The 25944-nt window shown below is 68.2% G+C and carries 21 protein-coding genes and 1 pseudogene; 21 read left to right on the forward strand and 1 reads right to left on the reverse strand.

The annotated features are described in order from the left end of the window. The first annotated feature begins 135 nt into the window (after positions 1 to 135). The 15 genes from AC5P8F_RS09075 (at position 136) to pncB (ending at position 16412) form a co-directional block, all read left to right on the forward strand. The gene (locus AC5P8F_RS09075; RefSeq protein WP_014645887.1) at positions 136 to 1989 is read left to right on the forward strand and encodes a S8 family peptidase; all 1854 of its coding nucleotides are present in this window, start codon (positions 136 to 138) and stop codon (positions 1987 to 1989) included. A gap of 136 nt (positions 1990 to 2125) precedes the next feature. After that, positions 2126 to 3847 carry a type II secretion system ATPase GspE gene (gspE, locus tag AC5P8F_RS09080; protein ID WP_014035931.1) on the forward strand — a complete coding sequence of 574 codons (1722 nt, stop codon included), beginning with the start codon at positions 2126 to 2128 and terminating at the stop codon, positions 3845 to 3847. Positions 3848 to 3871: 24 nt separating this feature from the next. Continuing rightward, entirely contained in the window at positions 3872 to 5092 is a 1221-nt protein-coding gene (gene xpsF, locus AC5P8F_RS09085) for a type II secretion system protein XpsF (protein ID WP_032956504.1), read from the forward strand. A gap of 49 nt (positions 5093 to 5141) precedes the next feature. Continuing rightward, complete coding sequence (gene gspG / locus AC5P8F_RS09090; RefSeq protein WP_014645890.1) at positions 5142 to 5585, forward strand: type II secretion system major pseudopilin GspG; 444 nt, start codon at positions 5142 to 5144, stop codon at positions 5583 to 5585. Between the two features lie 6 nt (positions 5586 to 5591). Beyond that, positions 5592 to 6086, forward strand: coding sequence for a type II secretion system protein XpsH (xpsH, locus tag AC5P8F_RS09095; RefSeq protein WP_495227956.1), 495 nt, complete (start codon positions 5592 to 5594; stop codon positions 6084 to 6086). Then, entirely contained in the window at positions 6083 to 6502 is a 420-nt protein-coding gene (xpsI, locus tag AC5P8F_RS09100; RefSeq protein ID WP_049442164.1) for a type II secretion system protein XpsI, read from the forward strand. The genes xpsH and xpsI overlap by 4 nt, the downstream gene beginning before the upstream one ends. Beyond that, positions 6499 to 7131: a type II secretion system protein J gene (locus AC5P8F_RS09105; RefSeq protein WP_049404741.1), complete on the forward strand. Its 633-nt coding sequence runs from the start codon at positions 6499 to 6501 to the stop codon at positions 7129 to 7131. The genes xpsI and AC5P8F_RS09105 overlap by 4 nt, the downstream gene beginning before the upstream one ends. Next, entirely contained in the window at positions 7128 to 7991 is an 864-nt protein-coding gene (locus AC5P8F_RS09110; RefSeq protein WP_046428741.1) for a type II secretion system minor pseudopilin, read from the forward strand. The genes AC5P8F_RS09105 and AC5P8F_RS09110 overlap by 4 nt, the downstream gene beginning before the upstream one ends. Next, on the forward strand, positions 7988 to 9133 hold the full coding sequence (locus AC5P8F_RS09115) for a PilN domain-containing protein (protein ID WP_111205443.1): 1146 nt from the start codon (positions 7988 to 7990) through the stop codon (positions 9131 to 9133). The genes AC5P8F_RS09110 and AC5P8F_RS09115 overlap by 4 nt, the downstream gene beginning before the upstream one ends. Continuing rightward, a complete protein-coding gene (gene gspM, locus AC5P8F_RS09120; protein WP_032957951.1) occupies positions 9108 to 9821 on the forward strand; it encodes a type II secretion system protein GspM in 714 nt (237 codons plus the stop codon). The genes AC5P8F_RS09115 and gspM overlap by 26 nt, the downstream gene beginning before the upstream one ends. After that, the gene (locus AC5P8F_RS09125; RefSeq protein ID WP_014645897.1) at positions 9811 to 10599 is read left to right on the forward strand and encodes a type II secretion system protein, XpsN-like; all 789 of its coding nucleotides are present in this window, start codon (positions 9811 to 9813) and stop codon (positions 10597 to 10599) included. The genes gspM and AC5P8F_RS09125 overlap by 11 nt, the downstream gene beginning before the upstream one ends. Before the next feature lie 9 nt (positions 10600 to 10608). After that, entirely contained in the window at positions 10609 to 12816 is a 2208-nt protein-coding gene (gene gspD / locus AC5P8F_RS09130; protein WP_014645898.1) for a type II secretion system secretin GspD, read from the forward strand. Positions 12817 to 13441: 625 nt separating this feature from the next. Further along, on the forward strand, positions 13442 to 14293 hold the full coding sequence (locus AC5P8F_RS09135) for a glycosyltransferase family 2 protein (RefSeq protein WP_049442169.1): 852 nt from the start codon (positions 13442 to 13444) through the stop codon (positions 14291 to 14293). Further along, positions 14290 to 15129 (forward strand): glycosyltransferase family 2 protein, encoded by an 840-nt coding sequence (locus AC5P8F_RS09140; protein ID WP_014645900.1) that lies wholly within the window; start codon positions 14290 to 14292, stop codon positions 15127 to 15129. The genes AC5P8F_RS09135 and AC5P8F_RS09140 overlap by 4 nt, the downstream gene beginning before the upstream one ends. A gap of 101 nt (positions 15130 to 15230) precedes the next feature. Continuing rightward, entirely contained in the window at positions 15231 to 16412 is a 1182-nt protein-coding gene (gene pncB / locus AC5P8F_RS09145) for a nicotinate phosphoribosyltransferase (protein ID WP_014645901.1), read from the forward strand. Between the two features lie 16 nt (positions 16413 to 16428). On the opposite strand, the gene AC5P8F_RS09150 is transcribed toward pncB, so the two are convergent. Beyond that, positions 16429 to 16794 carry a hypothetical protein gene (locus tag AC5P8F_RS09150; protein ID WP_014645902.1) on the reverse strand — a complete coding sequence of 122 codons (366 nt, stop codon included), beginning with the start codon at positions 16792 to 16794 and terminating at the stop codon, positions 16429 to 16431. A 459-nt stretch (positions 16795 to 17253) separates the two neighbouring features. On the opposite strand from AC5P8F_RS09150, the gene AC5P8F_RS09155 reads away from it, so the two are divergent. From AC5P8F_RS09155 to AC5P8F_RS09180, 6 genes and pseudogenes are all read left to right on the forward strand, one after another. Then, positions 17254 to 17793: a fimbrial protein gene (locus AC5P8F_RS09155; protein ID WP_014645903.1), complete on the forward strand. Its 540-nt coding sequence runs from the start codon at positions 17254 to 17256 to the stop codon at positions 17791 to 17793. An 85-nt stretch (positions 17794 to 17878) separates the two neighbouring features. After that, positions 17879 to 18607, forward strand: a complete 729-nt coding sequence (locus tag AC5P8F_RS09160) for a fimbrial biogenesis chaperone (RefSeq protein WP_014645904.1) — start codon at positions 17879 to 17881, stop codon at positions 18605 to 18607. Between the two features lie 92 nt (positions 18608 to 18699). Beyond that, entirely contained in the window at positions 18700 to 21264 is a 2565-nt protein-coding gene (locus tag AC5P8F_RS09165) for a fimbria/pilus outer membrane usher protein (protein ID WP_049408715.1), read from the forward strand. After that, positions 21255 to 22292 (forward strand): fimbrial protein, encoded by a 1038-nt coding sequence (locus AC5P8F_RS09170; RefSeq protein WP_049442171.1) that lies wholly within the window; start codon positions 21255 to 21257, stop codon positions 22290 to 22292. The genes AC5P8F_RS09165 and AC5P8F_RS09170 overlap by 10 nt, the downstream gene beginning before the upstream one ends. A gap of 266 nt (positions 22293 to 22558) precedes the next feature. Continuing rightward, positions 22559 to 23742, forward strand: a pseudogene (wecB, locus tag AC5P8F_RS09175) (non-hydrolyzing UDP-N-acetylglucosamine 2-epimerase). Next, the gene (locus AC5P8F_RS09180) at positions 23739 to 25940 is read left to right on the forward strand and encodes a hypothetical protein (RefSeq protein ID WP_495227960.1); all 2202 of its coding nucleotides are present in this window, start codon (positions 23739 to 23741) and stop codon (positions 25938 to 25940) included. Before wecB ends, AC5P8F_RS09180 begins: the two are co-directional and overlap by 4 nt. Positions 25941 to 25944: the final 4 nt, after the last annotated feature.

Here is a 25944-nt window from a genome sequence, read left to right on the forward strand (position 1 = left end):
CACCCACGCCGGCGCCGTACCTGCAGTGAGGGCCTGGGGGGAGGTCACGGCAATCCCGGCTGGGCCGGCCGGGAGTCGTCAAGGAATGATGGCCGCAGTGTTGGTTCGATCCATGACCCAGAAGAGGAATTCGACGTGATCAAGAAGCAGAACCTTCGCATCAATGTGCTTGCCGCCGCCGTGCTGTCGATGACGGCGGTCGGTGCCGTCCACGCCGCCGGGTTGCCGACCCGTGAACCGGTGCGCCAGGCCAGCACCGCCCAGCCGGGTACCGAGCGCATCATCGTCAAGTACCGGGCCGGCGCTGCTGCCGCGACCGACCGCTCGGCGAAGCTGTCCACCGTGCAGTCCGCACTGACCCGTGCCAGTCTCTCCGGCGGCACGTCACGCGCCAGCACGCTCGGCCCGCAGGTGGTCCGCAAGCTGTCTACCGGTGCGGACCTCATCCGTGTGCAGGGCCGCCTGGCACCGGCCGAACTGCAGCGCGTGCTGAAGGAACTGAAGGCCGATCCGTCGGTGCAGTACGCCGAAGCCGACGTGAAGCTGCGCCGCAGCGAACTGCGTGCCGGCAACGTGCAGCCGGCGCTGGTGCCGAACGATCCCTTCTACCAGCAGAACCAGTGGCATCTGCACAATGCGGTCGGCGGCATCAACGCACCGGCGGCGTGGGATGTCTCGCAGGGCGAGGGCATCGTGGTGGCAGTGATCGATACCGGCGTCCTGCCGCAGCATCCGGACCTGGTCGGAAACCTGCTGGAAGGCTACGACTTCATCAGCGATGCGGAGACCTCGCGGCGCCCGACCAACGATCGCGTGCCGGGTGCGCAGGACTACGGTGATTGGGTCGAGAACGACAACGAGTGCTATGACGGCTCGCTGGCCGACGACAGTTCCTGGCACGGCACCCACGTCGCCGGCACCGTGGCCGAGCAGACCAACAACGGCGTCGGCATGGCCGGTGTCGCCTACAAGGCCAAGGTGCTGCCGGTCCGCGTGCTGGGCAAGTGCGGCGGCTACCTGTCCGACATCGCTGATGCGGTGACCTGGGCCTCCGGCGGTACCGTGACCGGCATCCCGGCCAACACCAATCCGGCCGAGATCATCAACATGAGCCTGGGGGGCGGTGGTTCCTGCGCCAGCACCTACCAGGACGCGATCAACGGCGCGATCTCGCGCGGTACCACGGTGGTGGTGGCTGCCGGCAATGAAGCCGACAACGCGTCCAAGTACCAGCCGGCCAGCTGCGAAGGCGTGGTGACCGTGGGGGCCACCCGCATCACCGGTGGCATCACCTACTACTCCAACTATGGAGCCCGCGTGGACCTGTCCGGTCCGGGCGGTGGCGGCAGTGTCGACGGCAACCCGGGCGGCTACATCTGGCAGACCGGCTCCAATGCGGCCACCACGCCGGAATCGGGCACGCCGGGCTACATGGGCATGGGCGGTACCTCGATGGCCTCGCCGCATGTGGCCGCCGTTGCGGCACTGGTGCAGAGCGCACTGATCGCCAAGGGCAAGGATCCGTTGACCCCGGCCGCGATGCGTACCCTGCTGAAGGAAACGGCGCGTCCGTTCCCGGTCGCCATCCCGGCGGCGACCCCGATCGGTACCGGCATCCTCGATGCCAAGGCCGCGCTGGCCAAGGCACTGGAAGAACCGTGCACCGAAAACTGCGGGCCGGTGGCCACGCCGCTGACCAACAAGGCCGCAGTCGGCGGCCTGAACGGTGCTGCCGGCAGCAGCAAGCTGTACAGCTTCGAAGCCGTCGCCGGAAAGCAGCTCAGCGTGATCACCTACGGTGGCACCGGCAACGTCTCGGTCTACATTGCCCAGGGGCGTGAGCCGAGCGCCAGCGACAACGACGGCAAGTCGACCCGTCCCGGCACGTCCGAAACGGTGCGGGTGAACAAGCCGGTGGCGGGCACCTATTACATCAAGGTGGTGGGCGAAGCGGCATACAACGGCGTGAGCATTCTCGCCACGCAGTAATCACCTCGTGTCGTAGTTGAACGGCCGACGCCCGTCACCCTGTGTGACGGGCTTCGTCTTTTTACGAAAGGTGGCCGCAGGGCGGCGGAAATCACGGCTTAACTGCTAAAGTCGGGCCGATTGACAGGAGAGTCACGTGAACGCGCTCGCTGCAACCGTTACCGACGACGCCGAAGGCCGCATTCTGGATGCGTTGCTGGCGCGCGGCCGGCTCAAGGAAGGAGACCTGGCACGCGCGCGGCCATTGCATGCCGAGGCCGGCGGCAGTCTGCTGGGCCTGCTGGTGCGCCTGGGCCTGGTGTCTGAACGCGACCAGGCACAGGCCAGCGCTGAGGTGCTGGGCCTGCCGCTGCTGGAAGGCAAGCAGGTGCCGGAGGCCCCGCCGCAGGCGCTGGCCGAGGGACTTCCGCTGTCGCTGCGCTTCCTGAAGCAGTTCCATGTGTGCCCGCTGGAGTTGGATGAACACGGGGTGCGGCTGTGGCTGGCCGATGCCCACGACGCCTATCCACAGCAGGCCGTGCAGTTGGCCCTTGGGGTTCCGGTGACACCGGTGCTGGGCATGCGCGCGGAGATCGATGACCTGGTCGAGCGCTGGTTCGGCCAGGGCCGCAGCGCGATGGGTGCGATCGTGGAAACCGCGGATGGCGAGGGCGGTGCGGTCGACGACATCGAGCACCTGCGCGACCTTGCGTCGGAAGCACCGGTGATCCGCCTGGTCAACCTGGTGATCCAGCGTGCGGTGGAGCTGCGCGCTTCGGACATCCATGTCGAACCGTTCGAGAGCCGATTGAAGGTCCGCTACCGCGTCGATGGCGTGCTGGTGGAGGGCGAAAGCCCGCCGGCCAACCTCACCGCTGCGGTGATCAGCCGCATCAAGATCATGGCCCGGCTCAACATCGCCGAGCGCCGCCTGCCGCAGGACGGCCGCATCATGCTGCGCGTGCAGGGCAAGGAGCTGGACCTGCGCGTGAGCACGGTACCGACCGCGCATGGCGAAAGCGTGGTGATGCGCCTGCTGGACCGCGAAACGGTGGTGTTCGATTTCCACCGGCTCGGCTTCACCGATGCCTTCCTGCCGCAGTTCCGCAAGGTGCTGGAACAGCCGCATGGCATCCTGCTGGTCACCGGCCCGACCGGCTCGGGCAAGACCACCACGCTGTACACCGCGCTGAGCCAGCTCAACACCGCCGACGTCAAGATCATCACGGTCGAAGACCCGGTGGAATACCAGATCGAAGGCATCAACCAGATCCAGGCCAAGCCGCAGATCGGCCTCGACTTCGCCAATGCCCTGCGCAGCATCGTGCGCCAGGATCCGGACATCATCATGATCGGTGAAATGCGCGACCTGGAAACCGCGCGCATCGCCATCCAGTCGGCGCTGACCGGCCACCTGGTGCTGTCCACCCTGCATACCAACAACGCCGCCGGTGGCATCACCCGCCTGCTCGACATGGGCGTGGAGGACTACCTGCTCACGTCCACCATCAACGGCATCCTGGCCCAGCGCCTGGTACGCCGGCTGGAGCCGACCCACGCCGAGCGCTACGAAGCCTCGCCGGAAGAGATCGAGCGGTTCGAACTGCGCCGCCTGCAGCCGGAAGGGCCGATCCACCTGTACCGCCCGAAGCCGTCTGCGCTGGCGCCGACCGGCTACCTGGGGCGTACCACCATCATGGAATTCCTGGTGATGAACGATGCGCTGCGCCGTGCGGTGATGCGCCGCGATGGCATGGGCGAGATCGAGCGCATCGCCCGCGAGGCCGGCATGCGCACCATGTACGAGGATGGCCTGTCCAAGGCGTTGAGCGGGCAGACCACCATCGAGGAAGTGCTGCGCGTGACCGAGGAAAGCTGATGCGTGCAGGACGCCGGGGCTGACATGCCGAACTATCGCTACAAGGCGCTCAATCCGCATGGCGAGGTCTTCGATGGGCAGATGGAAGCGGCCAGCGAGGCCGAGCTGATCGCGCGCCTGCAGGACCAGGGCCACCTGCCGATGGAGACGCAGCTGGCCGACGCCGGCGCGATCGGCGGCAGCAGCTGGCGCAACCTGCTGCAGCAGCGCCCGCTGCAGGGGGCGGCGCTGCTGCAGTTCACCCAGCAGTTGGCGACCCTGCTCGGTGCTGGCCAGCCGCTGGACCGCGCGCTGTCCATCCTGCTGGGGTTGCCCGAGGACGAACGATCGCGCCGCGCGATCACCGACATCCGCGACGTGGTGCGCGGTGGCGCACCGCTGTCCACCGCGCTGGAGCGCCAGCATGGGCTGTTCTCGCGCCTGTACGTGAACATGGTGCGCGCCGGCGAAGCCGGTGGCAGCCTGCATGAAACCCTGCAACGCCTGGCCGACTACCTCGAGCGCAGCCGCGCGCTGCAGGGCAAGGTCATCAACGCGCTGGTCTACCCGGCGATCCTGCTGGTGGTGGTCGGTGGCGCGCTGTTGTTCCTGCTCGGCTACGTGGTGCCGCAGTTCGCGCAGATGTACGAAAGCCTGGACGTGGCGCTGCCGTGGTTCACCAACGCGGTACTGCAGCTGGGCCTGTTCGTGCGTGACTGGTGGGTGCTGCTGCTGGTGGTGCCCGGCGTGCTGGTGCTGTTCTTCGAGCGCAAGGCGCGGCAACCGGCGTTCCGGTTGGCGCTGGATGGCTGGCTGCTGCAGCGGCGTGGCATCGGTCGCCTCATCGGCGAGCTGGAAACCGCCCGGCTGGCGCGCACGCTGGGCACACTGCTGCGCAACGGCGTCCCCTTGCTGGGGGCACTGGGCATCGCGCGCAACGTGCTGGGCAACCGCGCCCTGGCCGCTGACGTCGAAACGGCCGCCGATGAAGTGAAGAACGGCGCCGGCCTGTCGCTGGCCCTGTCGCGCGGCAAGCGGTTCCCGCGCCTGGCGCTGCAGATGATCCAGGTCGGCGAGGAATCCGGCGCACTCGATACCATGCTGCTCAAGGCCGCCGACACCTTCGAACAGGACAGCGCCCGGCGCATCGACCGCATGCTGGCGGCGATGGTGCCGGCGATCACCCTGGTGCTGGCCTCGGTGGTCGGCGCGGTGATCGTGGCCGTGCTGGTGCCGTTGTATGACCTGACCAATGCCATCGGTTGACGATGGCACTCCCTGCAACCCCGACACTCCGCAACTGAAAGGACCGTCCATGATTGCCCGTCGCCGACCGATCCGCCTTTCCTTCACCGCCGCGCGCAACCAGTCGGGCATGAGCCTGCTGGAAATCATCATCGTCATCGTGCTGATCGGCGCGGTGCTGACCCTGGTCGCCAGCCGCGTGCTGGGCGGCGCCGACCGTGGCAAGGCCAACATCGCCAAGGCGCAGGTGCAGACCGTCGCCTCCAAGATCGACAACTACCAGATCGACACCGGCAAGCTGCCGGCCACGCTCAACGACCTGGTGACGGCGCCGGCCGGTGTCGGCGGCTGGCTCGGCCCGTACGCCAAGCCCGCCGACCTGAATGACCCGTGGGGCCACGCACTGGAGTACCGGGCGCCGGGTGAAGGCCAGCCGTATGAGCTGGTCAGCCTGGGCAAGGATGGCAAGGCTGGCGGCAGCAGCGTCGACGCTGACATCCGCTACCAGCCGTAACCGCGCATGACGCACTTCCTGCCGCGCCGGTTGCCACGCCCGCGCCTGCACGGCAGGCGCGCGGCTGGACTGTCGTTGCTGGAAATGCTGCTGGTGATCGCATTGATCGCGGCGATCGGCCTGATCACCGCCGCCGGCCTGTCGCGCGGGTTCGCCGGCATGCAGCTGCGCAGCGCCGGCAAGGACATCGCCAGCCAGCTGCGCATGGTGCGCGCGCAGGCGATCGCCCGCGGCGAACCGCAGCGCTTCGTGATCGAACCGGCACGGCGCCGCTGGGAGGGGGCCAACCAGCGCCACGGTGAGGTGCCGGCACAGCTGCAGGTGCAGTTCGAAGGCGCCGTACAGCTGGCCACCGCGGCGGGGCAGGGCGTGATCGAGTTCCATCCCGATGGTGGCTCCAGCGGCGGCCGTATCCGGTTGCAGCGCGACGGTGCCGAATGGCGCGTCGACGTCGGCTGGCTGACCGGCGAGGTCCGCTCCGGCCCCTGGCGGGCGCAATGAAGCGGCGCGCGCGTGGCTTCACCCTGCTGGAAGTGATCATCGCTTTCGCCCTGCTGGGCCTGGCGTTGACCCTGCTGCTGGGCAGCCTGTCCGGTGGCGCGAAGCAGGTACGTGACGCCGAGCTGCGCACGCGCGCGGTGCTGCATGCACAGTCGTTGCTGGCCCAGGCCGGTGTCGCCGCGCCGCTGCAGGTGGGCAGCCAGCAGGGTGACTGGGAACAGGGGCGCTATCACTGGGAGCTGCAGGTCCAGCCGTGGGTGGAACCACGCGCCGGCAACGTCGTGCAGGCCACGTCAGCGGGCACCCCATGGCTGGCCGAACTGCAGCTGCGGGTGCGCTGGGGCGACAGCGAGCGCGAACAACTGCACTGGCGCAGCCTGCGCCTGTTGCCGCCCGACCTGGAGAACGCGCGATGAAGCGGCGCGCCGCGGGCTTCACCCTGGTCGAAGTGATGCTGGCCACCGTGCTGCTGGCCGGCGGCCTGGCACTGGCCTTTGCCAGCGTGCGCTCGGCGATGGCGGTCAGCCAGCGCGGCGAGCAGATCGCCGCTGAAAGCGAACGCATGCGCGCGGTCGAGTCGTTGCTGCGCAGGCAGCTGGCGGGTGCACTGCGCACCCCGCTGGAGGCCCCGGACCCCACCCGCGAACCCATCTTCTTCCAGGGCGAGGAGCAACGCATGCTGTTCGCCGCCGACCTGCCCGGTTACCTCGGCCGTGGCGGCCCCTACCTGCACGCGCTGCAGGTGGACGGACGCGGTGGCCAACAGCGCCTGCTGCTGGACCTCGTGCTGCTGCAGGAAGGCGAGCGCATCGCCGAGAATCCGCCGCGCCCGCCGGAGGTGCTGGTGGACAACCTGAAGTCGGTGCAGCTGCGCTATCGCGGCATCGATGCCAGCACCGGGCAGGTGACCGACTGGCTGCCGCGCTGGGATGACACCCGCCGCCTGCCGATGCTGGTGGAAATCCAGATCGTGCCATCCCGGGGCGCGCCGTGGCCGCCACTGGTGGTGGCGCTGCGTGCCGGTGGCAGTGGAGGCACGCGATGAGCCGTCAGCGCGGGGCGGCATTGGTGCTGGTGCTGTGGCTGATCGCATTGATGACGGCGCTGGTCGGTGCGTTCGCGCTGAGCGCACGGGTCGAGCACCTGCAGCAGCGCGTGCTGGATGACGATGCACGCGGGCAGGAACGTGCGCGCGCCGGCCTCGAATATGCCCTCCTGCGCCTGTCAGCCGATCCGCAACGGGCGCCCTGGCGTGCCGATGGCCGTACCTACCGCTGGCAGTTCGACGACGCCAGCATCGAGATCAAGGTGCTGGACGAGAACGGCAAGATCAACCTGAACCTGGCCGACGCCGCACTGCTGACCGCCTTCCTCAAGGCGCTGGGCGAAGACGATGCACAGGCCCGGCAGTTGGCCGGCGCCATCATCGACTGGCGCGACGAGGACAGCCTGCTGCAACCGGGCGGTGGCGCCGAAGCGCCGGACTACGCCGCAGCCGGATTGCCCTACGGCCCACGCAACAAGCGCTTCGAGACCCTGGGCGAGTTGCAGCGGGTCCTGGGCATGCGCGGACCCCTGTACCGGGCGATGCTGCCGCACCTGACCCTCTACAGCCGCCAGGCACGGCCGGATCCGCAGTTCGCCAGCGCGCCGGTGCTGACCGCGCTGGGCCTGGATGCGGACAGTGTGATGGCGCAGCGCGCACAGCAGGAGCGTGATGCAGATTCCGCTGGCGGCACGACAACGCTTGCCAGCAGCAGCGGCACCTATAGTATCGAGTCCGGTGCCATCGACGGCAGTGGACGCAGGTCGGTGTTGCAGGCAGTGGTACGCAGTGGCTCGGGCGGGGTTCCCGGGCGGACTTACACAGTGCTTCGCTGGGAGCAGGGAATGACAGCAAGATGACGGCGTGGCAGGACAGTCTGCGGCAGGTGCAGGGCCGGATCGGCCCGGGCGCCGGCCGTTTCCTGCGCTGGTGGCGGCAGTCGCTGCTGGCCTGGGTGCCGGTGCGCTGGCAATGGGCATTGGGCTGGGGCCAGGCACGCCTGCTGCTGCTGCACGAGGGCGACCAGCTGCAGGTCTGGCGTGAAGCCGGCGAACGCCGCGAAGCGGTGGCGCGCCTGCCGTGGCCGCTGTCGCCGGTGGAGCTGGACCGCGTGCTGGAGCCTCGCCTGCGTACTCTGCCGCGGGTGTGGCTGCTGCCGGCGACGGACGTCCTGCGGCGTAGCCTGCGCCTGCCTGCCGCAGCGGCCGACCGCCTGCGCGCCGTGGTCGGTTTCGAGATCGACCGGCAGACCCCGTTCGAATCATCCCAGGTCAGTTATGACGTGCGTGAGCTCGGCGCGGGCGGCGAGGGCCAGCTGCAGGTCGAACTGGTGGCGTGGCCATTGCGGCAGCTGGACGCATGGCGCACCAGTGTGGGCCCATGGGCCGATGCGCTGGCGGGCGTCGATGCCATCGATGCGCAGGGCAACGTGCTGCAGGTGAACCTGCTGCCTCCCGCGCAGCGCCAACTGCGGCCAGACCCGATGCGACGCTGGAACCTGCTGCTGGCAGTGGCTGCCGTCGTGATGCTGGTACTGGCCGCGGTGCAGCTGCTCGACAACCGCCAGGCCGCCGCCGATGAGCTGCGTGCACAGGTCGAGCGCAGCGCGCGCAGTGCGCGAGGTGTGGCCAGCGAACGCGCGCAGCTGCAGGCGCTGATCGATGGCGCCGCATTCCTGGAGAAGCAGCGCAGCCAGCGCGCCGGCACCGTTGAAATCTGGAACGAACTGACCCGGCGCCTCCCGGAAGGTACCTACCTGGAGAAGCTGGCGATCGAGAACAACAACCTGCAGCTGATCGGCCTGAGCCGCGAGGCGTCGCAGCTGGTGCAGCTGCTGCAGGACGCACCGCAGTGGCGCAAGGTCAACCTGACCGGGGTGCTGCAGGCCGATGGCGCGGCCAGTGGCCGCGACCGCTTCACCATGACCGCCGAACTGCAGCCGTTGCCGGCCGCCGCACCAACCCCGGAGGCGGCCGATGCCGATGCCAAGCGCACGCCGTGACCGCTGGCTGGCGCTGGCACTGCTGCTGGCAGTGCTGGGCCTGGCCTATCTGCTGCTGGTGCACCCCTGGTTCACCCAGCCGCTGCGTGCGATCGATGCCGATGTCGCCGCCCTGCGCGAACGCGAGTCGCGCGTGCAGGCGCAGCTGCAGCAGCAGCCGCAGATCGAACAGCGCCTTCGCGCTACCCGCGAGGCACTGCAGCAGCGGCCAGGCTTCCTGCGCGAAGCCACTGCAGAAGCTGCCGCCGCTGCATTGGGCGCCCGGCTGCAGGATGCGGTGGCGATGGCCAGCCCGGGCAACCGCAGCTGCACCATCAGCAACCGCACGCCGCTGACCGACAACCGGCGCGACGCCGAGTTCGTGCGCGTCGCCATGCAGGTGCGCCTGCGCTGCGGGGTGGCCGAACTGGCCACCGTGCTGCACAGCCTGGAAACCGGCAGCCCACGCCTGTTCGTCGACAACCTCAACCTGATCGCGCAGCGCTTCCAGCAATCACCGAACGAATCGGGGCTGGGCCTGGACGTGTCCTTCGAGCTGGCCGGCTATCTGCTGCCGGGCGCTGCCGCCGATGGCACGGTTCCGGCGCCTGCTGCGACACCGGCACCGTCCGCGTCGCCGGCCGAGGCCGCACCTGCGCCGCAGCCGGCGCCCCCGTCCGAAGGACAGGAGGTGGCCGATGAAGCTTGAGCAGATCAGCCTGCGTACCGGCTTCCTGCTGGCGCTGGCCGGTTGGGCGGCCGCCGTCTGGCTGGCGACCGGCTTCGGGCTGGGCAGCCAGCTGCCGGGTGCCGGCGGTGATGCCGACGCCGCGCCATCGCTGCCATCGCTGCCGCCGCTGGCGGCCGAGCGCATGGCCAGCGCCGACAGCTACAGCGCGATCGGTGAGCGCCCGTTGTTCGCCGAAGACCGCAGGCCGCGGCCTTATCTGCTGGGTGGCAGCGAACCGGCGGCCAGCGCCGCGTTGCGCCTCACCGGTGTGCTGCTGACCGGCGATTTCGGCATGGCCACGTTTACCACCGAACAGAACCGCTCGCTGCGCCTGCGCCTCAACGGCGAAGCCGTGGATGGCTGGCAGCTGGTGGCGCTGCAGCCGCGCCAGGCGACGGTGATCGGCCCCGGTGGCAACCAGGTCCTGGAACTGGCGGTGTTCAACGGCCAGGGCGGTGAGCCGCCGACGGTGCTGCGCGGTGCCAACGGCGCACCGCCTGCAGGTGCGATCGTGGTACCGCCCTCGGCGGGCGCTCCGCCGGCGCCGCCACCGCCCGCGGCAATCCCATCGCCGTCGCCCGCTGGCAATGCACCAGCGCCTGCGGCGGCCGCTGCAACAACCCCACCGGCCAACAACAACGGTCCCAGTGAAGCGCAGATGCAGGCCATCCGCGAGCGCATCCAGGCCCGCCGCCGCCAGCTGCAGCAACAGCAGCAACAACCGTCGCCGCCCCCGGGCGATGGCACCAACCGATAGAGTGAATGCATGAACCTGCGTTTTCTTCCCTGGTCCTTTGCCCTCGCGCTGCTGGTCGGCTGCAGTACGGTGTCCGCGCCGCACGTGCAGCGCAACGGCAATCTGTCGCCCAGCGCCGACGCCGGCCAGGCAGCCGATGTCGCTGCCGATGCCGCCCGTGAAAGCCAGGGGGCACCGCAGGCGGTGATCCGCCGCGGCACCGGCACCATGATCAACCGCGAGGCCGCGCGTGCGCCGGCACCGGCGCTGCACGGTGCCAGTACCGGCGAGGCGACCTTCAACTTCGAAGGCGAATCGCTGCATGCGGTGGTCAAGGCCATCCTTGGTGACATGCTTGGCCAGAACTACGTGATCGCGCCAGGCGTGCAGGGCACGGTCACCCTGGCCACGCCCAAGCCGGTATCGCCGGCGCAGGCACTGAACCTGCTGGAGATGGTGCTGGGCTGGAACAACGCGCGGATGGTCTACAGCGGTGGGCGCTACAACATCGTCGCCGCCGACCAGGCGCTGGCCGGCACGGTCGCGCCAAGCACGGCACCCGCGGCCAGCGCACGCGGCTTCGAAGTCCGTGTGGTCCCGCTGCAGTTCATCTCCGCCACCGAAATGAAGAAGGTGCTGGAGCCGTACGCGCGCCCCAACGCCATCGTCAACGTGGACAGTGGCCGCAACGTGATCACCCTGGGGGGTACCCGCGCGGAACTGGAAAACTACCTGCGCACCGTCGAGATCTTCGACGTCGACTGGTTGTCGGGCATGTCGGTGGGCGTGTTCCCGATCCAGTCGGGCAAGGCCGAGCAGGTCGCGGCCGACCTGGAAAAGGTGTTCGGCGAAGAGAGCAAGACGCCCAGCGCCGGCATGTTCCGTTTCCTGCCGCTGGAGAATGCCAACGCGGTGTTGGTGATCACGCCGCAGGTGCGCTACCTGGACCAGATCCAGCAGTGGCTGGATCGCATCGACACCGCTGGTGGCAGCGCCCGCCTGTTCTCCTACGAGCTGCGCTACATCAAGGCGCGCGACCTGGCCGAGCGCCTCAGCGAGGCCTTCGCCAGCAGTGGCAACCGCGGCGGCTCCAGCCCGGCCTCGCTGGCACCGGGCGCCATTCCGTCGCAGCTGGGCGGCGACGGCGACCGTGGCATGGACAACAGCAGCAGCAACCTGGGTTCGACGCTGGGCGGAACCAGTGGTAGTGGCAGTGGCAGCAGCAATGGCAGCCTGAACCTGCCGCAGCGTCAGCCCGGCAACGTCAGTGTCAGCCTGGAAGTGGAGGGCGACCGCGTCGGCGTGTCGGCGGTGGAGGAAACCAACACCCTGCTGGTGCGCTCGACGCCGCAGGCGTGGCGCTCGATCCGCGAGGTGATCGAGAAGCTGGACGTGATGCCGCTGCAGGTACACATCGAAGCCCAGGTGGCCGAAGTCGCGCTGACCGGTGACCTGAAGTACGGCGTGAACTGGTTCTTCGACAATGCCGTGGCCGGTCGCGCGCTCACCGGAGCCCTGGCGGGCCTGACCCTGCCGCCGGCTGCAGGTGGTTCGTGGAACACCTTCGCCGGCGGCGTCACCGGCAATGACGGTGTGGGCTGGGCCTTCACCGGCCACAACGCGGCCGCGGTGGTCAGTGCACTGGACAAGGTGACCGACCTGCGCCTGCTGCAGACGCCGTCGGTGTTCGTCCGCAACAACGCCGAGGCCACGCTCAACGTCGGCGACAAGGTGCCGATCAACACCACCACGGTGAACACCGGCGTGGGCACCAGCACCTACAGCTCGGTGCAGTACATCGACACCGGCGTGATCCTCAAGGTGCGCCCGCGCGTGACCCGCGACGGCACCGTGTTCCTGGACATCGTGCAGGAAGTCAGCAGCGCCTCGGACGTGCCGGAGGCCTGCAACCCGACCGAGCGCAACTGCAACCCGCGCATCTCGACCAAGAAGCTGTCTACCGAAGCGGCGGTGCAGAGCGGTGACACCATCATGCTGGCGGGCCTGATCACCGATTCGGCCACCGACGGCAGCAGCGGCATCCCGGGGCTGAGCAGGATTCCGGTGGTCGGTGCGTTGTTCGGGCAGAAGACCCGCACCAGCCGTCGTTCGGAAGTGATCGTGCTGCTGACCCCGACCATCGTCCGCAACAGCCAGGAATCGCGCAACCTGACCGACGAGTACAGCAAGCGCTTCCGCGCGATGGAGCCGCTGAACCAGCCGCGCGCGAAGAAGTAAGGGGTTACGGCCGGGCGGCGCCCGGCACCCGCCGAGGCCGGAGCAACGGCAACGGCCAAAGCAACAGCAACAGCAACAGCAACAGCAACAGCAACAGCGGGTTTACTGAGGGAGGGTGGGTCGGCGTGGGGTGGCAGGACACGCCGTAAACCCGTCCCTGGGGGCTCGATGGCGCCATCCATGGCGCCAACGGTCCTGCCACCCCACGCCGACCCACCTCTGACAGACTCCCGCGGCTGTTGGTAGGTGTCGACCTTGGTCGACACGATCCACGCCATGCGTGGATGACTGTCTGTCAGATTTCGAAATCAGAAAATGGGGTCAGATCCGTTTTCCTCTGGAAAACGGATCTGACCCCAGGCTTTGCCGACAGATCGCAGAAATCTGTCGAAGGCGGGGTGGGTCTGGTTGCGGGGGCGTGAGCCGCATGGATGCGGCGACCGAGCTTACATGGACGTACTTGCAGCGTCCCCCGCAACCGGACCCCCCCCGCCATCCCACGGATAGCCGGCTTCTGCTGTTGCTTCGGCTTCGGCTCCAGCTCCAGCCTCCGCGGGTGCCGGGTGCAACCCGGCCGATACCCTCCCGGTGCTACGCTGTGGCCACCGACAACCACGGAGGCGGGATGGGGGCGATCGTGTTGTTGCCGCTGTGCGTGGACGATGCCGCACTCGACCGCTGCCTGGCCGCGCTGGATGTCGGCACGGCGCCAGGGACCGCGGTCTGGTTGGCCGATGACGCACAGACCGGGCCACGCGCGCAGGCGGTGGTGGAACACTGGCTGGCGCATACGCCGCTGCAGGCCGAGTACACCCGGCGCGCGCGGCCACTGGGCGAAGTCGCCCATCTGGACGAGATGCTGCGCGCCTGCGATGGCCTGGACGTGGCCGTGCTGGCGCCGGACAGCGTGCCATCACCCGGCTGGTTGCAGCAGTTGCAGGATGCCTTCGCCCGCGATGCCGCGATCGCCACCGCAACCCCCTGGTGCAATGCCGGCGAGACCGCCGCGTGGCCACGGCTGGGCGAGATCAATCCCGAGCCGCAGGACCCGGTCCTGCTGGCGCACACCTGCGCGACGCTGCCGACGCTGCACCCGGAGCTGCCATCGGCGGTCACCCACGCGGTGCTGGTGCGCGGCAACGCGCGCCGTCGCGCCGGCGGCCTGGACGTGGACAGCTACGCTGGCTGGAACGCGGCACTGGTCGACCTCAGCCTGCGCATGGCCGGCCTTGGCTGGCGCAACGTGCTGTGCGAGACCGCCTTCGTCAGCCGGGCAGGGGAGGCGGTCAGCCGCGATGGCGATCTGGAGGCCCTGGCCGCGCGCTGGCCGGCCTGGGTACCGCGGCTGGCCGATTTCCTGATGCACGACCCGCTGCACGGGCTGCGCGCCGACCTGCAGCAGCGCATGCGGCAGGCGATAATGCCGAAGGAACAGGGCGACCTGTTCGTCCCGTCAGTGCCGGAGCCACCCGTTTGAATGTTGCCATCGCCGCCATCGTCGTCACTTACCAGAGTGGGAGCACCATCGATGCCTGCCTCTCGCGCCTGCGCCAGGCGCAGGATGTGGCCGAGATCCGGGTGATCGACAATGGTTCGCTGGATGGCACCCTGGACATCGTGCAGCGGCATGCCAGCCACGATCCACGCGTGCGCTTCGTCGGCAACCCGGACAATCCCGGCTTCGCCGCCGCCAACAACCAGGGCGTGGCCGACTCGCACAGCCCGTGGCTGGCCTTCATCAACCCGGACCTGATGGTCGAGCCGGACACGCTGGCCGAACTGCGCTCCCGCGCCGAAGCGCTGGGCGACTGCCTGCTGGGCGTTGAACAGGTGGACGAGCATGGCCATGCCGACGAGGCGGTGCGCCGCCGCGACCCGGATTTCCTGAGGATGCTGCGTTCGCCCGGCAAGGGCTCGAAGCTGGCGGTTCCGCGTGAGCCGCACCAGGCACTGCAGCGGGTGCCGGCACTGTCCGGCGCACTGCTGATGATGCCGCGCGCGCTGTTCGACCGTATCGGTGGCTGGGACGCAGGCTATCGCCTGCACGCCGAGGACCTGGACCTGTGCCGGCGCGCGCGCGAAGCCGGCGCGGTGGTAGCGATCGCCAACGACCTGCAGGTTACCCATGTGCGCGGTGTCTCCAGCCGCTCGCGGCCGTTCTTCGTGGAATGGCACAAGCACAGGGGGCTGTGGCGCTACTTCCAGAAGTTCGAGGCCAGGCAGCGTTCGCTGCCGGTGCGCGCGGCGGTATGGGCTGCGATCTGGGCGCATGCGCTGATGCTGGTGCCGCGCCTGCTGCGCAGGTCGTTGTAGAGCCGAGCCCACGCTCGGCTGCATGGAAAGGGTCATCCACGCATGGTGTGGCTCCACTCGCCGCGCCCACGGTTCACTCCGCCGGGCGCATAATCCGCCCCATGCCTATCATCCAGTCCCTGCTCGACACCGACCTGTACAAGTTCACCATGATGCAGGCGGTGCTCCACCAGCACCCCGGCGCCCAGGTGCAGTACCGGTTCAAGTGCCGCACCCCCGGCATCGACCTGGCAAGCTACATCGCCCAGATCGATGAGGAAATCGACCACCTGTGCAGCCTGCGTTTCAGCGACGCGGAACTGGACTACATGCGTGGCCTGCGCTTCGTGAAGCCGGACTTCGCCGATTTCCTCGGCCTGTTCCATCTGGACCGCAAGTACATCCAGCTGCGTGCGTCGACGGCCGTGCCCGGCGAGATCGAGCTGGACATCACCGGCCCGTGGCTGCACACCATCCTGTTCGAAGTGCCGCTGCTGGCGATCATCAACGAAGTCTGGTTCCGCAACACCACCACGGCCGACTTCGCCGAAGGCGAGCGCCGCCTGCAGGCCAAGGCCGCGCTGCTGCGCGATACCCCCGGTTTCGAGCACTGCCGCATCGCCGACTACGGCAGCCGCCGCCGCTACTCGCGTGACTGGCATGCCCGCCTGCTGCCGCTGCTGCGCGACGCGCTCGGCCCGCAGCTGGTCGGTACCAGCAACGTCCACTTCGCGCGCCTGTATGGCATGACCCCGCACGGCACCATGGCCCACGAGTACCTGCAGGCGTTCCAGGCGCTCGGCCCGCGCCTGCGTGATTCGCAGGTGGCAGCACTGGAATCGTGGGCGCGCGAGTACCGCGGCGATCTTGGCATCGCGCTGTCCGACGTGGTCGGCCTGGACGCGTTCCTGCGCGACTTCGACATGTATTTCTGCAAGCTGTTCGACGGTGTGCGCCATGACTCCGGCGATCCGTTCGACTGGGGCGACCGCATGCTGGCGCATTTCCAGCAGCGCCGGGTCGATCCGCGCAGCAAGGTGCTGGTGTTCAGCGATGGGCTCGACATCGCCAAGGTGATGCGGCTGTACGACTACTTCCGCGGTCGCTGCCAGGTCGCGTTCGGCGTTGGCACCCACCTGACCAATGACCTGGGCCCGACGCCGCTCAACATCGTCATCAAGATGGTCCGCTGCAACGGCCAGCCGGTGGCCAAGCTCAGCGATTCGCCGGGCAAGAGCATGTGCGACGACCCGGGTTACCTGGCCTACCTGCGCCAGGTGTTCGAATTGCCGCAGCCGGAGTAATACTGGCCTGCAGGGCTTACAGGTAGTCGACGACCACCAGGTAGGCGCCCTGCAGCGGCTGCTGCTTCGAAGCCTGCACGCTGTAGCGCTCGGAGAAGGCGATATCGCCGGCGCGCATCGCGCTGGCCGACACCGACAGCTTCTGGCCCTGGCGCTTGCCGTCACGCAGCGTCGCCGCCTGGCCATCGGCCAGTGCCGTCACGGCCACCGTCGAACCCTTGGCCGACGGCGGGCAGGCCGCCAGGCTCAGCTCACCCTGGGACAGGTTCGTCGTGCAGCCCGGCTCGGCGATACGGCCGCTGAAACGGATGCTGCCGCTGCTGGCCTGGGCCAGCGCACTGACGGACATCAGGGCCACGCACAGCAGAATGGAGTTCCTCATGACACGTTCTCTGGTTCGGTGTGTCCTAGTTAGCGACAGGATCGATCAACCTTTAATAGGACGATTCCGAATCTGCTAGGGCCATCACCAAGAAAGAGTGATGCGCATCAAAGAAGCCAAATTCCCCCTGAAAAATGCCTGTTTCCGCGCGTGCCGAACGCGTCGCGCAATGCGACATCCCCAGTCGTTTGTAGCGTGACCGGGCCCCGCGTCAAATCCCCCGCACCCCGAGGCTGTGATTTCGCATAGCACGTCACATTTAATGCGTCAATGAATTGGCGTTCAGAAAAATAATGAGACTTTCATCACAGTTGTGCCTATACTTGCGTCACGGATTCAGGGAGGGGTATGTCCGAGTCCGGCCACAGGTGAGACGCAAGGATGGGTCTTGTTAGCCCGGCAGTGCTCCTTGCTTCCTCCTCTACTTCTCATCTCTTCAGTAGGGTTAGGTAAAAGCGAATGCACAAGATGAACCTCATTGCCGCTCTGATGCTGGCCGCCGCTCCGCTGGCCGCCAACGCCGCCGACGGCACCATCACCTTCAATGGCAAGGTGACCGACAAGACCTGCACCATCTCGACCCCGGGCGGCAAGGACTTCGCCGTGACCCTGCCGACCGTGTCCAAGAACACCCTGGCCACCGCCGGTGCCGTTGCGGGCCGTACCCCGTTCGCCATCAACCTGACCAAGTGCAGCGCCGGCAACGTCGCCACCTACTTCGAGCCGGGTTCGACCGTCGACTTCAACAGCGGCCGCCTGGTCAACCAGGCCTCGGCCAACGCTGCCACCAACGTGCAGCTGCAGCTGCTGGGCTCGAACAACCAGTTCCTGCCGATCAAGGCTGCCGGCGCTGGCCTGGCGCAGACCAACTCGCAGTGGGTCACCGTCGGCACCGACGGCTCGGCCGATCTGAACTACTACGCTGAGTACTACGCCACTGCCGCCGCCACCCCGGGCGACGTCACCAGCAGCGTCAAGTACACGATCATCTACAACTGATCGTCGTCGTACCCGCACTGGCCGGCGTACGCGCCGGCCAGTGCTTCGCGGCCCCTGGCCACACCCCTCGAGCGTAGTACTTCCGATGAAAGCAATCTTTCCCCGGGCGCTGCTGCTGGCAGCGTTCACGCTGCCCTTCTGCCAGAACGCTCTGGCCGGCGTGGTGGTCAACGGCACGCGAGTGATCTATCCGGCGCAGGCGCGCGAAGTGACCGTGCAGGTCGACAACGTGGGCGATTCGCCGGCGCTGGTCCAGGCCTGGATCGACAGCGGCGACGCCAACCAGACCGCCGACAACAGCGACGCCCCGTTTGTACTGACGCCGCCGATCGCGCGTGTCGAGCCGGGCCGCAGCCAGGCGCTGCGCGTGATCTTCTCCGGTGCGCAGCTGCCGACCGACCGTGAGTCGGTGTTCTGGCTCAACGTGCTGGATGTGCCGCCGTCGCCCGACAACGCCGACAGCGGCGACCAGAATTACCTGCAGGTCGCGTTCCGTTCGCGCCTGAAACTGTTCTACCGGCCGCAGGGCCTGAAGGGCGTCGCCAACGACGCGCCGGCAGCGTTGCGCTGGACCCGCACGGGCGATCGCCTGCGGGTGGAAAACCCCAGCCCCTTCCACGTCACGCTGGCCGAAGTGCATGCCGTGACCGGCAGCAGCGAGAAGACCGTCGAGGACAAGGGCGCCATGGTCGCGCCGAAGCAGAGCCTGGAGTTCACCGCACCGGCGGGCTCCGACCAGGTGCGCTTCATCACCATCAACGATTACGGCGGTCGGGTGGAGCACACGGTCCGCCTCGGCAGTACCGGGGGCTGAACGCGCCGCGCCGGCCATGGGCCTGCGCATCCCGCCACCGCCGCCGTGCGGCGAATTGAAGGAATGTCAGTGTGATCGGAAACAGATTGACATTGTCGATCCACCAGGCGATCTGCCTGCTGGTTGCTGGCGTGGCCTGCCCAGGATGGGCGCTGGCTGCGCCGGCCAATCTCGGCGAACAGGCGCTGATGGCGCAGAGCGGTGCGGCCAATGCGCGTGCACCCGAGTCGGCCCAGTTCAACTCCAGCTTCCTCTCCGGCCAAGCCAAGCAGGTCGACCTGGCCTCCTTCACCAATGGCAACCCGATGGTGGCTGGCACCTACCGTGTCGACGTCTACGTCAACGGTGGCTGGCAGGGCCGTCGCGATCTGCAGTTCAAGGCCGATGAGCAGGGCCGCGTCGACGCCTGCCTGCCGCTGCCGATGCTGGAAGAAATGGGTGTGGACAGCGAGGCCGTGCTGCTGCAGCAGGACCCGACGCTGCCGACCGACACGACCAGCTGCGTGCCGGTACAGCGGCGCATGGCCAATGCCTATGGCATCTATGACAGCGGCAACCTGCGCTACGACCTCAGCATCCCGCAGGTGTTCCTGCGCCGCGAGGCGCGCGGCTACGTCAATCCGTCGCTGTGGGACCGCGGCATCAACGCTGGCTTCGTCGGCTACAGCTTCAACGCCATCGACAGCGACAGCCGTGTTGAAGGGGGGCAGCGCAATCGCAGCGCCTACCTCGGCCTCAACGCCGGCCTGAACCTGGGAGGCTGGCAGTTCCGCCACGATTCCAACCTGACCTGGTCCGAAGGCAACGGCCGCCACTGGCAGAGCATTGCCACCTATGCGCAGCGCGGCATCCCGCAGGTGCGCGGCATGCTCACCATTGGTGAGGCCTACACCACGGGCGAGCTGTTCGATTCGATCGGCTACCGGGGTGCCAGCCTGGCCAGCGACGACCGCATGCTGCCCGATTCGCTGCGCGGTTACGCGCCGGTCGTGCGTGGCATTGCCGAAACCAACGCGCGCATCGAAGTGCGCCAGAACCAGCAGCTGATCTACTCCTCCACCGTATCGCCGGGCAGCTTCGTCATCGACGACCTGTACCCGACCGGCTACGGCGGCGACCTGGAAGTGAGCGTGATCGAGGCCGACGGCCGCCGCCGCGAATTCAAGGTGCCGTTCGGTTCTGTGCCGCAGATGCTGCGCGAAGGCGTGTCGCGCTACTCGCTGACCGCCGGCCAGGTGCGCAACAAGCTGCTGGCCGATGAGCCGTGGCTGGTGCAGGGTACCTACCAGCGCGGCATCGGCAACCAGTTGACCCTGTACGGCGGCAGCGCGCTGAGCGAAGGCTACCTGTCGCTGCTGTACGGTGTCGGCCTGTCCACGCGCGTCGGTGCCTTCGCTGCCGACGTCACCCATGCACGGACCTCGTTCGACCACTACGGCAGCCATACCGGCGCCAGTGTGCGGCTGAGCTACAGCAACATGATCGGCGAGACCGGGACCAACCTGACCCTGGCCGCCTACCGCTACTCCACTGAAGGCTTCTACAGCCTGCAGGACGCGCTGTATGGCCGTGATTCGGACAAGCGCGGCATCGATCCGACCACCCGTGGCCGTCAGCGCAGCCAGTTCCAGGTAACGCTGAACCAGCCGCTGGGCCGACGTGGCGGTGCGCTGTACGTGACCGGCTCGGTGCGTGACTTCTACGACCGTTCCGGCACCTCCAAGCAGTACCAGGTGGGCTACAACAACGCCTGGCGCTCGGTGAACTACGGTTTCTCGGCGCTGCGCACCGAAGAAGGCGTGCTCGGCCGTTCCGATACCCAGTACCTGCTGTCGATGAGCGTGCCGCTGGGCCGGGGCACCCACCCGGTGTCGTTCAGCGCCGACCTTGGCGCGCGCGACCGCGGTGGCTACGACAACAGCCGCGTCGGCATCACCGGTTCGGCCGGCGTCGACAACAACTTCAGCTACGGCGTGGCCCTGTCCGATTCCCGCGAGGGTGGCACCACTGCGGTCGGCAATGCCGAGTACCGCAGCCGCTACTCGGCGTTGAACGCCACCTACAGCCACTCGCGTGATTTCCGCCAGGCGTCGGTCGGTGCCAACGGCAGCGTGGTCGTGCATCCGGGCGGCTTCACCTTCACCCCGCAGCGCGGCGACACCATGGTGCTGGTCGAAGCGCCGGGCGCGCGCGATGCGATCGTCAGCAACGCGCCGGGCCTGCGCGTCGATGGCCGCGGCTACGCCGTGGTGCCGTACGTGTCGCCGTACCGCCTCAACACCGTCACCCTCGATCCGCAGGGCATGGCCCACGACGTCGAACTGGAAAGCACCAGCCAGTCCATCGCGCCGTTCGCCGGTGCCATCAGCTACCTGCGCTTCGACACCCGCAAGGGCAACGCGCTGCTGATCCAGGTGCGCAACGCCGATGGCCGCAGCATGCCGTTCGGTGCGCAGGTCAAGGACGAACAGGGCCAGCCGGTCGGCATGGTCAGCCAGGGCGGCCGCCTGTACGTGCGCAGCGAGAAGAACCAGGGCCAGTTGCAGGTCGAGTGGGGCGCCGGTGCCGACCAGCGCTGCACCATTGATTACCAGGTACCGGCGGGCGCCGATGCGTCCAAGACCGGCTTCATCCCGCTGGAGGCAGCATGCCGATGATTTCTTCCCGTGGCCGCAAGGCGCTGGCCGCGCTGGCCGTACTGGGCGGCGTGCTGCTGGCGCAGCAGGCCAGCGCCGCCTGCCGCATCCAGAACAGCTGGTTCATCGCCCAGGACGTGACCATGGACATGGGCCAGATCGTGATCCTGCCCAGCACCCCGGTCGGCGGTGTGATCAAGGAAATCAGTGAACCGATCACCCAGCAGAACAGCGTTGCCCGCTGCGATTCCTGGACCGGCGGTCGTTCGATCGGTGAGTACGTCAACGCAGCGCAGAAGCGCCCCGTGGCCGGCTTCTCGAACGTCTATGAAACCGATGTGGCAGGCGTCGGCATCCGCCTGTACCGCGATTCGGGTGCGATCCAGACCTACTACCCGCACTCGATCAACTTCGGTGGCGGTTCCGTGGTCAGCCTCATCGGTGGCCAGTTCCGCATCCAGCTGATTAAGACCGCTGCGCAGACCGGTTCGGGCGTGATCGCGCCGAACGGCCGCTTCACCAACTATTACTTCGACGGCGATGGCCCCGGGCGCCCGGTACTGACCTCGACGTTCAAGGGCTCGGGCACCACCGTGGTCAGCCCGACCTGTGAAGTGCAGGCCGGCAGCCGCAACATTGCCGTCGATTTCGGCAGTGTGCCCAACACCACCTTCACTGGTGTCGGCTCCAAGGCCGTTGATCGCGACTTCGAGATCCGCCTGAACTGCCAGGGCAGCAACGTTGCCGCCTACCAGAGCAAGATCGGCATCCGCCTCGATGCCGACCAGGACAGCTCGAACATGCCGGGCGTGCTGAAGCTGAGCGCGGCCAGCAACAGTGCCACCCGCATCGGCATCCAGATGGTCCAGCGCGATGGCAGCACCGAGCGTGAAGTGCGCTTCGGCCAGACCATCAGCGTTGGCACCACCGCGCCGGGTACCAGCGTCATGGCGCTGCCGCTGCGCGCGCGCTACGTGCAGACCCAGGCCGGTACGGTGGGCGCGGGTGTCGCAAACGGCCAGGCCACGTTCACCATCCAGTACGAGTAAGGCCGCCCCGGCGGCTGCCCCTGCTGCGTTCCGCCGCAACGTCGCCCGGCTCACGGGCGGCGTTGACTGCGTCTTGATCCTGCAACGATGAAGATCGATGCCACGACGCGCATACAGACGCCTTAGTGTGATGTATGTCGCGAATTTGGAGTTTCCTCATGAGGTGACCGTCTCCTGCCTGCGGGTGCTGGACGGCAACGCCGAAAGGATCCAGACGTGGCTACTGCTGCTTGCCCCCTTCCGCGCCGGCTTTCGGGAGCGCTCCGGTGAAGGTCCTGTCGGTGTTCGGCACGCGACCGGAAGCCATCAAGATGGGGCCGCTGGTGCGCGCCCTGGCACACGCTGCGGATATCGAATCGGTGGTCTGCATCACCGGGCAGCACCGGGCGATGCTCGACCAGGTGATGGCGCTGTTCGAGATCACCGCCGACCATGACCTCGATGTCATGGTGCCCAACCAGACCCTCAATGGCCTGTGTTCCAGGCTGTTCGAACGGCTTGACGCGCTCTACACGCAGGTCCGCCCCGACTACGTGCTGGTGCATGGCGATACCACCACGGCGATGACCGCGGCCCTGGCCGCGTTCCATCACCGCATCCCGATCGGCCATGTCGAGGCCGGCCTGCGCACCGGCGACATCCACCGGCCGTGGCCGGAGGAGATGAACCGGCGGGTGATCGATGTGGTCGGCCATCAGTTGTATGCACCCACTCCCGGCTCGCGCGCCAACCTGGCCCGTGAGCACCTGGGCGGGCAGATCCTGGTCACCGGCAACACCGTCATCGATGCCCTGCAGCAGACCGTGCAGCGGCTGGATGCCGATCCGGCACTGCGTGCGCAGGCCGACGAACCCTTCCATATGCTCGACCCCGGCCGCCGGCTGCTGCTGGTCACCGGCCATCGCCGCGAGAGTTTCGGCCAGGGCTTCGAGGACATCTGCCGTGCGCTGGCCGAGCTGGCACGGCGGCCGGACCTGCAGGTGCTGTACCCGGTGCACCTCAACCCGAACGTGCAGGGCCCGGTCAATGCCCACCTCGGCAACCTCGACAACGTGCACCTGGTGCCGCCGCAGGATTACCTGCGCTTCGTGCGCCTGATGCAGCGCGCCGACGTCATCCTCACCGACTCCGGTGGCGTGCAGGAAGAAGCCCCGGCGCTGGCCAAACCGGTGCTGGTGATGCGCGATGTCACCGAACGGCCGGAGGCGGTCGAGGCCGGTGTGGTCACGCTGGTCGGCACCACGCCCTCGCGCATCGTCGATGCGGTCAACGCGGTGTTGGCACGCCCCCCGCAGCCGGCCCGCTTCGACCCCGATGCCAGCCCCTACGGGGATGGCCGCGCCAGCGCCCGCATCGTCGCCGCCCTGCGCGGTGCGCCCCTTCCCGAATTCTCGCCCGGCGTCCGCAGCAGCGGCGCCGTCCACCCCATCCACGCGAAGTGACGCCATGACCCAGACCGGCCGCTCTTCCCTGTTTGCATCCGCCGCTGCGTTCGTCCTGTCGGGCGTGGTTGGCAGTGCCCATGCCGCCGACAGCGTCGCCGGCCAGTTCACCGAATGGAGCAGCGACAGCACGGTGAACCGGCAGATGACCCTGCGCGAACTCGGTTTCCGCCAGCCACTGGTGCTGAGCGGGCAGGAGAGCCAGCGCGAGGTCTACCTGCCGGTGCCGGCCGGTGTGGCCACCCGCGACGCGCAGCTGCAGCTGGATGGGCGCTATGTGCGCGGCCACGCCGGGCGCACCTCGGGCCTGTGGTCGGTCGATGGCGACCCGATCGCGGCGCGTTCGATCACCGATGCCCAGGGCGATGCCAGCCAGCTGCTGGCCATCGATGGCGAACCCCGCCAGAGCGGCTTCGTACGGGTCGGCGTCGGCTGGTGGTCGATCGTGTCCGATTACCAGTGTGCCGACCAGAGCGCGCCGGCCAATGTGCTGCGGCTGTCGCCGGACTCGCGTTTCAGCTACCGCTTCGACGGCCGCGCCGTGGATACCGTTGCCAAGGCGTGGGGGGCGCTGCCACCGCGGGTGCGCCTGCTGGTGGATGGCAAGGCGCTGCAGGCACCGGCCTACGATGCGGCCTGGCGCATCGGTACCGCGTTGCAGGCCGGGGGCAAACAGGTGCAGGTGGTGGCCCTGCCCAAGGTCGGTGACAGCGTTGACCTGGCCGGTATCAGCATCCCGGCCAGCCTGCAGGGCGTGCCGGCCTACGCCGCGCTGGCCACGGGTGAGCGCGGGCATGCGATCAGGGATCTGGCCGAAGTCGGCGCGCTGCTGTCATTGCGCGACAGCGGGCCGTTGGCCGCCGATGTGATGATCGGCAGCGATGCACTGCGCGCCGGCGTGCGTGCGGCGCTGGATGCGCTGGCCGTACAGGTCGGCGCGGCGGGGGCCGATGCGGGCACCGCGTTCGCCGCGTGGCGCGGTACCGACATGGGCGGCCTGGAGAAGCCCGCCGCCAACGCGTCGGTCAGCGTGGTGGCCGTGGCCGGGCGTCCGACGCTGGTGGTCGACCCGGCGGCGGCGGGCAAGGTCGCCGGGCTGCTCGCCGAGCAGTGGCGCAGCTATGCACTGGGCCGCAGCCTGCAGGTCAGCGCAGCGGGCACGCCCAGACTGGATGGTGACCAGGTACTGCTGAGCCGGCTCGGCAACATCGCCGGCACCATGGATGTGGTGACCCGCGCCGACCGCAGCGCCAGCTTCGACCTCGGCGCACTGTCGGCCGATGGCCGCCTGCCCGAGCAGGTGGTGATCGATGTCTCGGCGGCCCCCAACGCGGCCGGGCAGGGCGCGGTCGCCACGATCTACCTCAACGATTACCTGTTGGGTGGCAAGGTGCTGTCGGCCAACGGCCAGCCGCAACGGCTGGTGGCCAAGGTGCCGGCCTACGCGCTGTCGGCACGCAACGAGATCCGTGTCAGCTTCCTGCGCCAGCCGGCGCGTCCCTACTGCCACGATCCGGCCACGGGCTATCCGGTCTCGATCCTGCCCAGCAGCCACCTGACCCTGGCCAAGCGTTCGCTGGGCAGTGACTTCGTGGGTGCCAGCAGCCAGCTGTCGCGCGGCAACCAGGTGTTCGTTCCCGGCACCTGGCTGCAGGATGCGCCGGCCTCGCTGGGCAAGGTCATCGCGGTGACCAGCGCAGTGGGCGCATCGCCGGAGGCATCGGAACTGAAGGTGGTCGAAGCCGGTGCCGTGGTCAGCCCGGGCGCGCCGTGGCTGGCGTTCGGCGTGGCGCCATCCGGTGTCGATATGGCCGGCCTGAAGGATGGCCACCTGCTGATCGGCGGCAAGCCGCAACCGCTGTTGGATGTGAGCGGGCTGGATCGTGCCGCGGTGGTGCAGGTGGGGTCGTCCGGTGGCCAGCTGGGCGTTGTTTACAGCGACCTCGGTGCGCAGTCACCGCCGTTCGGCACCCCATTCCGTTTGCTGCGGGGCGATCTCGCCGTGCTCGACGGCAGTGATGCCGTGCGCGAATTCGACCGCCAGGATCCCTACGGCACGCGTATCGCGCAGGACGGCAACCCGCAATCGAAGTGGGAACGGCACATGGTCTGGCTGCTGCTGCTGGTCGGCGTGATCGTGTTCGCGCTGCTGGCCGCCCGCGTCACCCAGGTGCGTCGCCGCAAGTCCGCCAACACAGGGCACTGATCCA

This window comes from Stenotrophomonas sp. YJH_SMC_69 (assembly GCF_059370495.1).

Excerpts from the sequence above, each read along its gene's own strand:
- xpsF (WP_032956504.1), top strand. The coding sequence starts at position 3,872 with ATGCCGAACTATCGCTACAAGGCGCTCAATCCGCATGGCGAGGTCTTC.
- gspG (WP_014645890.1), top strand. The coding sequence starts at position 5,142 with ATGATTGCCCGTCGCCGACCGATCCGCCTTTCCTTCACCGCCGCGCGC.
- xpsH (WP_495227956.1), top strand. The coding sequence starts at position 5,592 with ATGACGCACTTCCTGCCGCGCCGGTTGCCACGCCCGCGCCTGCACGGC.
- xpsI (WP_049442164.1), top strand. The coding sequence starts at position 6,083 with ATGAAGCGGCGCGCGCGTGGCTTCACCCTGCTGGAAGTGATCATCGCT.
- AC5P8F_RS09105 (WP_049404741.1), top strand. The coding sequence starts at position 6,499 with ATGAAGCGGCGCGCCGCGGGCTTCACCCTGGTCGAAGTGATGCTGGCC.
- AC5P8F_RS09110 (WP_046428741.1), top strand. The coding sequence starts at position 7,128 with ATGAGCCGTCAGCGCGGGGCGGCATTGGTGCTGGTGCTGTGGCTGATC.
- AC5P8F_RS09115 (WP_111205443.1), top strand. The coding sequence starts at position 7,988 with ATGACGGCGTGGCAGGACAGTCTGCGGCAGGTGCAGGGCCGGATCGGC.
- gspM (WP_032957951.1), top strand. The coding sequence starts at position 9,108 with ATGCCGATGCCAAGCGCACGCCGTGACCGCTGGCTGGCGCTGGCACTG.
- AC5P8F_RS09125 (WP_014645897.1), top strand. The coding sequence starts at position 9,811 with ATGAAGCTTGAGCAGATCAGCCTGCGTACCGGCTTCCTGCTGGCGCTG.
- gspD (WP_014645898.1), top strand. The coding sequence starts at position 10,609 with ATGAACCTGCGTTTTCTTCCCTGGTCCTTTGCCCTCGCGCTGCTGGTC.
- AC5P8F_RS09135 (WP_049442169.1), top strand. The coding sequence starts at position 13,442 with ATGGGGGCGATCGTGTTGTTGCCGCTGTGCGTGGACGATGCCGCACTC.
- pncB (WP_014645901.1), top strand. The coding sequence starts at position 15,231 with ATGCCTATCATCCAGTCCCTGCTCGACACCGACCTGTACAAGTTCACC.
- AC5P8F_RS09150 (WP_014645902.1), bottom strand. The coding sequence starts at position 16,794 with ATGAGGAACTCCATTCTGCTGTGCGTGGCCCTGATGTCCGTCAGTGCG.
- AC5P8F_RS09155 (WP_014645903.1), top strand. The coding sequence starts at position 17,254 with ATGCACAAGATGAACCTCATTGCCGCTCTGATGCTGGCCGCCGCTCCG.
- AC5P8F_RS09160 (WP_014645904.1), top strand. The coding sequence starts at position 17,879 with ATGAAAGCAATCTTTCCCCGGGCGCTGCTGCTGGCAGCGTTCACGCTG.
- AC5P8F_RS09170 (WP_049442171.1), top strand. The coding sequence starts at position 21,255 with ATGCCGATGATTTCTTCCCGTGGCCGCAAGGCGCTGGCCGCGCTGGCC.
- AC5P8F_RS09180 (WP_495227960.1), top strand. The coding sequence starts at position 23,739 with ATGACCCAGACCGGCCGCTCTTCCCTGTTTGCATCCGCCGCTGCGTTC.